We start from the raw sequence: 8,163 nt of genomic DNA, 5'->3' as shown, positions 1-8,163 counted from the left end.
TCATGATCAAGCTAGAGGTTTAAAGACTGATCGGGTTCCAATTATTTTTATTAATAAATATTTTACACAATTCATACCAGGTAAGCAACATAGCTCACCACTACTACCGAATCATTACCCCTTTCGGTTACTTGAATCGTTTAAAAGCTTGGCTCTGTGTTTTCTTCACTCCTCGACTAATTGGCTACTTTTCTTTTCTATATACCCAACTTAATCGATTGATAAATTCGGCTCTTCGGTTTGTGTTATGTGGCGATTTTTGTCAATTGTTTTTGATCTAGAGCGAACTAATCAATTAAATCTCTTACCAGATAAGGATTTAGTCGATTTATGCCCCCATATCGAATCATACCAAGTAACGAAGAACCATAAATTCTTTATTAGAATCCGTTTTTCCCTGTCATTTCTGTCTTCCCGTTCCCTAGAGTGACAGAAGAGGGATAGAACGCGAGATTTGACAACTTGCGATCAAACTCGATAAAATTCGTGAGGAATGGGGGTCTCCAATTTTGGTTACTTCCTGGTATCGCCCGCAGGCCGTTAATCGCGCCGTTGGGGGCGCGTCTAGCTCTCAGCACCTTTAGGGTCGCGCGGTCGATATTCGTCCAGTCAGTCCAGCTTCTTTGGTTAAGTTTCAGTCGTGGCTTGATTTGCACTGGTTCGGAGCGCTAGGGTATGGGGCGCGGCGTGGTTTTGTCCATTTGGATACTCGCAACGGCAAGGGATGGCGAACTGGTGGACAAAAAGGTTTCCGGTGGGTTTACTAGGGAAACCATTGATTTTTGCGAGAGTCATCGAATGCTCTGGTGTCAGCAAAAGCGCGAGAAGATCAGGTTATGGCCTCAATTTTACAGAATTGTTTGATTGTTTTTTGAGAATCTATCTATTGAATTTTCTATATGGTCTGGTGGGGGATAAAAGGGGGAAATCGGCTTCCGGAGCGACAATTGATCAACTTTTGTCAAGAAAAATCACCAGTCTGACCCTGACTGAGACCGTCCATAGCAGAAAATGTCTCTCCTATCAAGGATTAAGACAATTTTAATTATTGTTAAGCATAATGAACAGACAAGAGAACAAAGACTTATCATCTACTATTGATGCTTTCGACTGGAATCTCACCCAAGAGGAAAGTCAAGCGACATTAACAAAAGGTGGGTCAGATTTCAACTTGCCTTTTTTAGGTTAAAAAATCTATCCTCAAATAAAACGCTAAGTCTATTGTCGAGAGAGGAGAATCCTCATGGCACTCCCCCCCAAAGCGGTAGCTAAAGTGATTGTAGATAAAGACCCAGTACCTACTTCCTTTGAGAAGTGGGGTCAACCGGGGCATTTTGATCGCACTTTAGCCAAAGGACCCAAAACCACCACCTGGATTTGGAACCTACACGCCAACGTCCACGATTTTGATAGTCAAACCAGCGATCTAGAAGATATTTCTCGGAAAATCTTCAGCGCCCACTTCGGACATCTCGCCGTTGTCTTCGTTTGGCTGAGTGGAATGTACTTCCACGGCGCGAAATTTTCTAACTATGAAGCTTGGTTAACCAACCCGCTCGCCATCAAACCCAGCGCCCAAGTGGTCTGGCCGATCGTCGGTCAAGGCATCCTCAACGGCGATGTGGGCGGTGGCTTCCACGGTATTCAGATCACCTCTGGTCTGTTCTACCTCTGGCGCGCCTCCGGGTTCACCAACAGCTATCAGCTATACTGCACCGCTATCGGTGGTTTAGTTATGGCGGGTCTGATGCTGTTTGCCGGTTGGTTCCACTACCACAAAAGCGCACCGAAACTGGAATGGTTCCAAAACGTGGAATCGATGATGAACCACCACTTGGCGGGTTTACTCGGCTTAGGTTCCCTAGGTTGGGCCGGTCATCAGATTCACGTTTCTTTACCGGTGAACAAACTCCTCGATGCTGGAGTCGCTCCCCAAGACATCCCCTTGCCCCACGAGTTCATTCTCGAACCGAGCAAGATGGCGGATTTATATCCCAGTTTCGCCCAGGGTTTGACCCCCTTCTTTACCCTTAACTGGGGTGCTTACTCGGATTTCCTCACCTTCAAAGGTGGCTTGAACCCCGTGACCGGTGGTCTCTGGCTTTCCGATACCGCTCACCATCACTTGGCGATCGCTGTATTATTCATCATTGCCGGTCATATGTACCGTACCAACTGGGGTATCGGTCACAGCATGAAGGAAATCCTCGAAAACCACAAAGGTCCCTTCACCGGTCAAGGTCACAAAGGACTGTACGAAATCCTGACCACCTCTTGGCACGCTCAGTTAGCGATTAACCTTGCTCTCTTAGGTTCGCTAACCATCATCGTGGCCCACCATATGTACGCCATGCCGCCCTATCCCTATCAGGCGACTGACTACGCCACCCAACTATCCTTGTTCACTCACCACACTTGGATCGGTGGCTTCTTAATCGTCGGTGCGGGAGCGCACGGAGCGATCTTCATGGTACGGGACTACGATCCGGCCAAAAACGTCGATAACCTGCTCGATCGGGTGATCCGTCATCGCGACGCAATTATCTCCCACCTGAACTGGGTATGTATTTTCCTCGGCTTCCATAGCTTCGGTTTATACATTCACAACGACACCATGCGGGCTTTTGGTCGTCCCCAAGATATGTTCTCGGATACGGGAATTCAACTACAACCCATCTTTGCCCAATGGGTACAAAGTCTCCACACCCTAGCCCCCGGCAACACCGCTCCTAACGCTCTAACTACCGCTAGTTATGCTTTCGGTGGCGACGTGGTAGCAGTGGGTGGCAAAGTGGCCATGATGCCGATCACTCTCGGTACTGCCGATTTCCTCGTGCATCACATCCACGCCTTCACCATCCATGTAACCGTGTTGATTCTCCTCAAAGGGGTTCTCTACGCTCGCGGTTCCCGTCTGATTCCCGATAAAGCAAATCTCGGTTTCCGTTTCCCCTGCGATGGTCCCGGTCGCGGCGGTACCTGCCAAGTTTCGGGTTGGGATCACGTCTTCCTCGGCCTGTTCTGGATGTACAACTCCCTCTCGGTGGTAATCTTCCACTTTAGCTGGAAAATGCAGTCCGATGTCTGGGGAACCGTCGCCCCCGATGGCACTGTCACCCACGTTACCCTCGGTAACTTCGCTCAAAGTGCCATCACCATCAACGGCTGGTTACGGGATTTCCTCTGGGCGCAAGCGGCCCAGGTGATTAACTCCTATGGCTCTGCCCTGTCCGCCTACGGAATCATGTTCCTAGCCGGTCACTTCGTCTTCGCGTTTAGCTTGATGTTCCTGTTCAGTGGTCGCGGCTACTGGCAAGAATTAATCGAGTCGATCGTTTGGGCGCACAACAAGTTAAGAGTTGCCCCCGCTATCCAACCTCGCGCCCTGAGCATCATTCAAGGTCGTGCCGTTGGTGTGGCTCACTACCTCTTAGGCGGTATTGTCACCACTTGGGCATTCTTCTTGGCCAGAAGTCTCTCGATTGGCTAAACTTGCCTATAAGGGCTTGCCAGTCCCCCGTGGATTGGCAAGACTAGGCTCAACCAGCGTCGATTGACCGATACCACTGTAAGCGTTTCCTATTACAGTGGGTGAATTGAAAAAAGGAAATAACCAGCACTCGTGTAAGAGCCTCAGTTATTTAGAGAGGAGAATTTCCTAAACAGCTATGGCAACTAAATTCCCTAAATTTAGCCAAGATCTAGCCCAAGATCCGACTACCCGTCGGATTTGGTACGGGATCGCCACAGCCCACGATTTTGAAAGTCATGATGGCATGACGGAAGAGAATCTCTACCAAAAGATTTTCGCGTCCCACTTCGGCCACATTGCAATCATTTTCCTGTGGACTTCCGGTACGATATTCCACGTCGCTTGGCAAGGTAACTTCGAGCAGTGGATCAAAGATCCCTTAAACATCCGTCCCATCGCCCACGCGATTTGGGATCCCCAGTTCGGTAAAGGCGCTGTAGATGCCTTCACCCAAGCTGGCGCTTCTAACCCGGTTAACATCGCCTATTCCGGGGTTTACCACTGGTTCTACACCATCGGTATGACCTCCAACCAAGACCTATACCAAGGTGCGGTGTTCCTGCTGATTCTCTCGGCGATTTTCCTCTTTGCTGGCTGGTTACACTTACAACCTAAGTTCCGTCCTAGCCTCGCTTGGTTCAAAAACGCTGAATCTCGCCTGAACCACCACCTCGCCGCTCTGTTCGGTGTTAGCTCCTTAGCTTGGACCGGACACCTCGTTCACGTTGCTATCCCCGAATCCCGCGGTCAGCACGTTGGTTGGGACAACTTCCTCTCCACTCCCCCCCACCCGGCGGGTTTACTACCCTTCTTCACCGGTGACTGGGGTGTGTATGCGGAAAACCCCGATACTGCTAACCACATTTTCGGTACTGCCCAAGGCGCGGGAACTGCGATTCTCACCTTCTTAGGTGGTTTCCATCCCCAAACCGAGTCCCTCTGGTTAACCGATATGGCTCACCACCACTTGGCGATCGCTGTGATCTTCATCGTGGCTGGTCATATGTACCGCACCAACTGGGGCATCGGTCACAGCATCAAGGACATCCTCAATGCCCACAGACCCCCCAGTGGTAAGTTAGGAGCCGGTCACAAAAATCTTTATGACACGGTTAACAACTCTCTCCACTTCCAACTCGGTTTGGCTCTGGCTTCTTTAGGCGTGATCACCTCTCTGGTGGCGCAGCATATGTACGCGCTACCCCCTTATGCTTTTATCGCTAAGGACTACACCACCCAAGCGGCTCTCTATACCCACCACCAATACATCGCTGGGTTCCTAGCGGTGGGTGCTTTCGCCCACGGTGCTATCTTCTTCGTGCGTGACTATGATCCCGAAGCGAACAAAGATAACGTCCTGGCGCGGATGCTGGAGCATAAAGAAGCGATCATCTCTCACCTAAGCTGGGTTTCCCTTTTCTTAGGTTTCCACACCCTCGGCCTCTACGTTCATAACGATGTAGTCGTCGCTTTCGGTACTCCCGAAAAACAAATCCTCATCGAACCTGTGTTCGCTCAATTCGTGCAAGCAGCTTCGGGTAAAACCCTGTACGGCATGAACGTACTGTTGTCTAACCCCGATAGCATCGCTTACACCGCCTATCCCAACTACGGTGATGTTTGGTTACCCGGTTGGTTAGACGCAATCAATAGCGGCACTAACTCCCTCTTCTTAACCATCGGTCCTGGCGACTTCCTCGTTCACCATGCGATCGCTCTTGGTTTACACACCACCGTTCTAATCCTGGTTAAAGGTGCTTTAGACGCTCGTGGTTCCAAATTAATGCCCGATAAAAAAGACTTCGGGTATTCCTTCCCTTGCGACGGTCCCGGTCGTGGCGGTACTTGCGACATCTCTGCTTGGGATTCCTTCTATCTAGCCATGTTCTGGATGTTGAACACCTTGGGTTGGTTAACCTTCTACTGGCACTGGAAACACCTCGGTGTCTGGTCGGGTAACGTGGCTCAGTTTAACGAAAACTCCACCTACCTGATGGGCTGGTTCCGCGATTACCTCTGGGCTAACTCGGCTCAATTAATCAACGGTTACAACCCCTACGGTGTTAATAACCTTTCTGTCTGGGCCTGGATGTTCCTCTTTGGACACCTCGTTTGGGCAACCGGTTTCATGTTCCTGATCTCTTGGCGTGGTTACTGGCAAGAGTTGATCGAAACTATCGTTTGGGCCCACGAACGCACTCCTCTGGCGAACCTGGTTCGTTGGAAAGACAAACCCGTGGCTCTCTCGATCGTTCAGGCTCGTTTGGTTGGTTTAGCTCACTTCACCGTTGGCTATATCTTCACCTACGCCGCCTTCTTGATCGCTTCCACTGCTGGCAAGTTCGGCTAAACCTTGAATTAGGTAACTAAAAAACCCCCCGCCCATTGGTGGGGGGTTTTGTTTTTGACATCCTCGCCGCCCTAAAAGTGCGGCGATTCCTAAACCTCACGATTTAAGTTTCTGCTTCCACCCTATAGCTTCTTGTACTTGTTGCGCGCGACTTTTTACCCGGCCAAGCTTTTCTGGTCGGAACCCCCTAAGCCGAGTTTTCAAGGTGCTGCGCCGTCCACTTGGTTTTCGAGACTGGCCTCTTAATTCTAACGTAAAGCCGCCGTTCTACGGCGGGGTTTCAGACCCAAAATTTCCCATGACCACTACCGGTTCTTCTGATGACTCTTTGTTCGCAAGAGGGGATTCTCTTCTCAAGCGAGCCTCCGATGATGTTCCCGAGAAAATTATCGGAACGATTTTGTTCGCCTGCGCCCTTGTATCTGTAGTCACGACCTTCGGCATCGTCGCTATTATTTTCAAGGAAACTGTCGCTTTTTTCCAGGAAGTAAGTTTCGGGCAGTTCTTCTTGGATAGCCAATGGACTCCCCTTTTTAATCCTCCCCGTTTCGGGATCTGGCCGTTGATTAACGGAACCGTTTTAACCACGGTGATCTCAATGGTCGTCGCAGTTCCGTTGGGATTGTCTTCAGCGATTTATCTGGCCGAGTACGCGACCCCGAAAGTAGCTTCTATTCTGCGTCCGGCCGTGGAAATTCTCGCGGGAATTCCCACCGTAGTTTACGGTTACTTCGCACTGATCTTTCTAACGCCCTTGCTACGGAATTTTTTACCCGTAGAGGTTTTTAACGCCCTCAGCGCGGGATTAATGATGGGAATCATGATCACCCCGACCGTCGGTTCGATCAGCCTAGACGCGATTAAATCGGTTCCCCGTTCCCTGCGCGAGGGTTCCTACGCCCTAGGAATTACCAAGCTGGAAACAATTTTCAAGGTGGTTCTGCCGGCCGCCCTATCGGGGATTATGGCTTCGATTATTTTGGGGGTTTCCCGTGCGGTGGGAGAAACCATGACCGTCCTGATCGCGGCGGGTGCTCAACCTCGTCTAACTTTCAATCCACTGGAATCGATCGCCACCATGACCGCTTTTATGGCGCAGGTTTCTAGTGGAGATGCCCCCAGAGGGAGTTTCAATTTTAAATCCATCTACGCGGTCGGTGCGGTGCTTTTCCTGATCACTCTGGCGCTCAATATCGGCAGTTATTGGATTTCTAATCGCTTTAAGGAAAAATACGACTAATTATCATGGTTAAATCTTCTCCTACTAGGGATACGGCCGTCTTTAATGATCGACTCGAAAGCCGAGAAACCATCGGCAAAATCTACGAGTATGTTTTCTTGATCGGATTACTCGTCGGTCTATTCGTTCTCGCTCTACTGTTGTTCAATGTCCTTCATGACGGACTGGCCCGCCTACTCACCCCCGGTTTTCTCACGGAAACCCCCTCCCGTTTTCCCGATCGCGGGGGAATTCGCCCCGCGATTATCGGTAGCCTCTATTTGGGAGTAATCGTGATCTTGGTAGCGGTGCCCATCGGGGTGGGAGCAGCCCTATACCTAGAAGAATACGCCCCGAAAAACTGGTGGACGGCGCTGATCGAGGTGAATATCGGCAATCTGGCCGGGGTTCCCTCGATCGTTTACGGTTTGCTCGGTTTAGGGGTCTTCGTCTATTTACTGAATTTCGGCTCTACCCTACTTTCCGGGGCCTTAACCCTTGCGCTTCTCTCGCTGCCAGTCATTATCGTTGCGGCGCGGGAGGCGATCCGGGCGGTTCCCGATTCCCTCCGCCAAGCTTCCTACGGTCTAGGCAGCACCAAATGGCAGACGCTCCAACACCATGTTTTACCCTACGCGGTGCCGGGGATTCTCACGGGGGTAATTATCTCCGTGTCGCGGGCGATCGGGGACGCGGCCTCGCTAGTGGTGGTGGGAGCGGTGAGTTTTCTGACCTTCGATCCTGGTTTATTCGAGCGATTTATGGTACTGCCCATTCAGATTTTTAGTTATGTCTCCCGTCCTGAACCTGGTTTCGCCAATGCCGCCGCCGCAACGATTATTGTTCTGATCCTTTTGATCATGGCGCTGAACGCCATCGCCATCTATCTACGTCAACGTTATTCGACACCGAATTAGGGAAGGCAGCAGGCAAGGGGGTAGATACTTGACATCCTCGCCGCCGTAAAACGGACGGCGATTCCTCACCACGCCACTTTTTTAGGGTGGTCGCTGAACGGGGTTGACGCAGATAGCGAAAAACGCTTAATTGCTTAAGTCTGAC

Annotated in this window: 7 protein-coding genes; 6 read left to right on the top strand and 1 reads right to left on the bottom strand. The window is 50.7% G+C overall.

Annotated elements, in window-relative coordinates; translation table 11 throughout:
* Nucleotides 1-247: 247 nt before the first annotated feature.
* The 6 genes from EWV84_RS21140 (at nucleotide 248) to pstA (ending at nucleotide 8,018) form a co-directional block, all read left to right on the top strand.
* The gene (locus EWV84_RS21140; protein WP_287079881.1) at nucleotides 248-430 is read left to right on the top strand and encodes a hypothetical protein; all 183 of its coding nucleotides are present in this window, start codon (nucleotides 248-250) and stop codon (nucleotides 428-430) included.
* A gap of 37 nt (nucleotides 431-467) precedes the next feature.
* Entirely contained in the window at nucleotides 468-584 is a 117-nt protein-coding gene (locus EWV84_RS21135) for a D-Ala-D-Ala carboxypeptidase family metallohydrolase (RefSeq protein WP_287079882.1), read from the top strand.
* 659 nt (nucleotides 585-1,243) lie between these two features.
* Nucleotides 1,244-3,490, top strand: a complete 2,247-nt coding sequence (psaA, locus tag EWV84_RS21130; RefSeq protein ID WP_045362886.1) for a photosystem I core protein PsaA — start codon at nucleotides 1,244-1,246, stop codon at nucleotides 3,488-3,490.
* A gap of 178 nt (nucleotides 3,491-3,668) precedes the next feature.
* Nucleotides 3,669-5,882, top strand: coding sequence for a photosystem I core protein PsaB (gene psaB, locus EWV84_RS21125; RefSeq protein WP_002770787.1), 2,214 nt, complete (start codon nucleotides 3,669-3,671; stop codon nucleotides 5,880-5,882).
* 298 nt (nucleotides 5,883-6,180) lie between these two features.
* Nucleotides 6,181-7,122: a phosphate ABC transporter permease subunit PstC gene (gene pstC / locus EWV84_RS21120; protein WP_287079880.1), complete on the top strand. Its 942-nt coding sequence runs from the start codon at nucleotides 6,181-6,183 to the stop codon at nucleotides 7,120-7,122.
* 5 nt (nucleotides 7,123-7,127) lie between these two features.
* The gene (gene pstA, locus EWV84_RS21115) at nucleotides 7,128-8,018 is read left to right on the top strand and encodes a phosphate ABC transporter permease PstA (RefSeq protein ID WP_286825075.1); all 891 of its coding nucleotides are present in this window, start codon (nucleotides 7,128-7,130) and stop codon (nucleotides 8,016-8,018) included.
* On the opposite strand, the gene EWV84_RS21110 is transcribed toward pstA, so the two are convergent.
* Nucleotides 7,960-8,163, bottom strand: a 204-nt coding sequence (locus EWV84_RS21110; protein ID WP_287079879.1) for a hypothetical protein, incomplete at its 5' end; no start/stop codon positions are given. The genes pstA and EWV84_RS21110 overlap by 59 nt on opposite strands.

It is taken from the genome of Microcystis sp. M_QC_C_20170808_M3Col (assembly GCF_007095505.1).
Taxonomy (GTDB): Bacteria; Cyanobacteriota; Cyanobacteriia; order Cyanobacteriales; family Microcystaceae; genus Microcystis.
This window is presented reverse-complemented; position numbering and strand designations above follow the sequence as displayed.